General features: G+C 69.1%; 2 protein-coding genes. Both read right to left on the bottom strand.

The features are described from left to right. Positions 1–1372: glycoside hydrolase family 6 protein (locus ACWDD7_RS37625; RefSeq protein ID WP_450460703.1), on the bottom strand; the 1372-nt coding region annotated here is incomplete at its 3' end. A 176-nt stretch (positions 1373–1548) separates the two neighbouring features. Then, positions 1549–1998: cellulose binding domain-containing protein (locus ACWDD7_RS37620; protein ID WP_450460702.1), on the bottom strand; the 450-nt coding region annotated here is incomplete at its 5' end.

Genomic DNA, 1998 nt, shown 5'->3' with positions numbered 1-1998 from the left:
GCGACACGCTCGAAGCCGTCGTCCCCGACACCGCGAGGTTCGTCGGCGCCGACGGAGCCGTCGTGTCGGTGCCGCCGCCACCGCCACCGGAGCCGGAGACGGGCGGGTAGGCGTTCTGCAGCAGCTGCTGGAACTGCGCGGAGAACCAGTGACCGGCCAGCGGCGCGTTCGGGAGGGCACCGGTCGGGTTGTTGCCGTTGCGCGCGTTACCCGAGTAGGTCGGGTCGCACATCTGGTCGAAGCCCTTGCCCTCGGTGTTGTCGATGGGCTGGCTGGACCCGTCCGACTCGCCCGGGGGCTTCACCCACACGTAGGCGTCGATCCCGGAGGCCGGGGCCGCGGTCGGCCGCTCACCGAGGCCGGCACCGCTCTGGTTGCACCAGTTGCCCGCGTGGATCCGGCGGTCGATCCGGGCACCGTTGACGTAGTCGTCCACGGAGGTCGTCGGGCCGGGGCCGGTCGGCCGGGCGGAACCGCCCCAGCCGTTGCGGGAGGTGTCGATCAGCATGCCGATGCCGGAGCTGAAGCCCTTCGACACGAGCGTGGTGCGCAGCGCCTGGGCGTAGGACTGCTCGTCGACGTACTGGTTCCAGTCCACCCACTTCGACTGGCGCACCGTCGTCCCGTTGACGGTGTCGGTCACCTTGAAGTTGGGCTCCACGGTCGCCGAGTAGTTGGCCGTGTTGACGATGAAGCCCTGCACGTCGTCGACCGTGGCACCGGCGGTGTTGGCGGCCTTGTAGAACTCGTCCACGGACGGGCCGAGGTTGCTGTCCCAGCCCAGCCAGCCGTGGTGGCCGGCGTCGATGTAGTTGTAGACGTTCGGGATCGCGCCCAGGTGGTTCAGCGCGTAGCCGACGCCGGTCTCGTAGTTGCCGTTCGCCTTCATCGTCTCGCACGCCGACGTCGAGCCGGCGGTGCCGCCCGCGTTGGTCACCAGGTTCGGCAGCGAGTCGGGCTCGATGACGTTGACGATCCGCAGGTTGGCGTAGGCCGGGTCGGCGAGGATCTTGGCGATCGGGTCGATGTACTCGGTCTCGTACCGGCCGATGTCGGTGGGGCCCAGCTCGCCGTTGGAGGCGAGCGCGGAGCAGTCCCGGCCCGGCAGGTCGTAGATGACCAGCGTGATCAGGTTGGCGCCCTCGGACACGGCCTTGTCGAGGTGGTCGCGCAGGCCCATCCGGCCACTGGCGCCCTGGATGGTCGAGATGCTGTCCAGCCACACCGCGGTCGGTGTGTTGGCGACCGCGCTGCCGCCGGGCTCGGCGGCAGCGTTCGCAGACCACTCCGGGTTCACGTAACCCGTCGCGCCCACATACGGGTTGTCCACCCGAGCGGTGGCGGCCGAGGCGGTCGGTGCGCTGAGCGTCATGGCCAGCGCGGAACTCAGCGCGAGCGCCGAGAGGGCGGCGAAGCCGCGGGTGAGCCTGGCTCGCGGGGGAGGTGGGAGCTTCTTCACCAAGGGTTCCTTCCGTGGGGTGTTGTGGCGCGCGGTGGGGCCGTACGGCACACCACGCGCCGCTGGGGGGAGGGAGAACTGGGGGGAACTCAGGGTTCGATGCCGCCCGCGAGGGTGCCGTCGACGTACACGGTCACCTTCGTGGCGTCGGCGTAGGCGGTGTTGGTCGCGTAGCTGTAGTCGTCGCTCTCGCTGAAGTTCGACCAGTCGCTCTTGTTGATCCGGCTCTGGATGTCACCGGTGTTCGCACCCGCGGCGAGCGTGCCGGCGCCGGAGGTGAACCCGACCTCCACGTAGTGGTCCGCGCCGGACTTCGGCGAGGACAGGGCGACCACCTTCTGCGTGAGGTTCGAACAGCCGACGGCCGCGTAGTCGCACGACGTGGTGAAGCTCGACGCACCGCCGTCACCGGTGAAGTAGTAGCGGATCGTCACCTTGGACAGATCCACCGGGTCGGTCCCGGTGTTGACGACACGCAGACCCGGCTTGATCTGGTTGTCGGTGGGCGAGCTGTCGTTGTTCTTGTACTGCACCTTGAC

This window comes from Streptomyces sp. NPDC001056 (assembly GCF_053598955.1).
The sequence above is the reverse complement of the archived record's forward strand: the minus strand, read 5'-3'. Positions and strand labels throughout refer to the sequence as shown.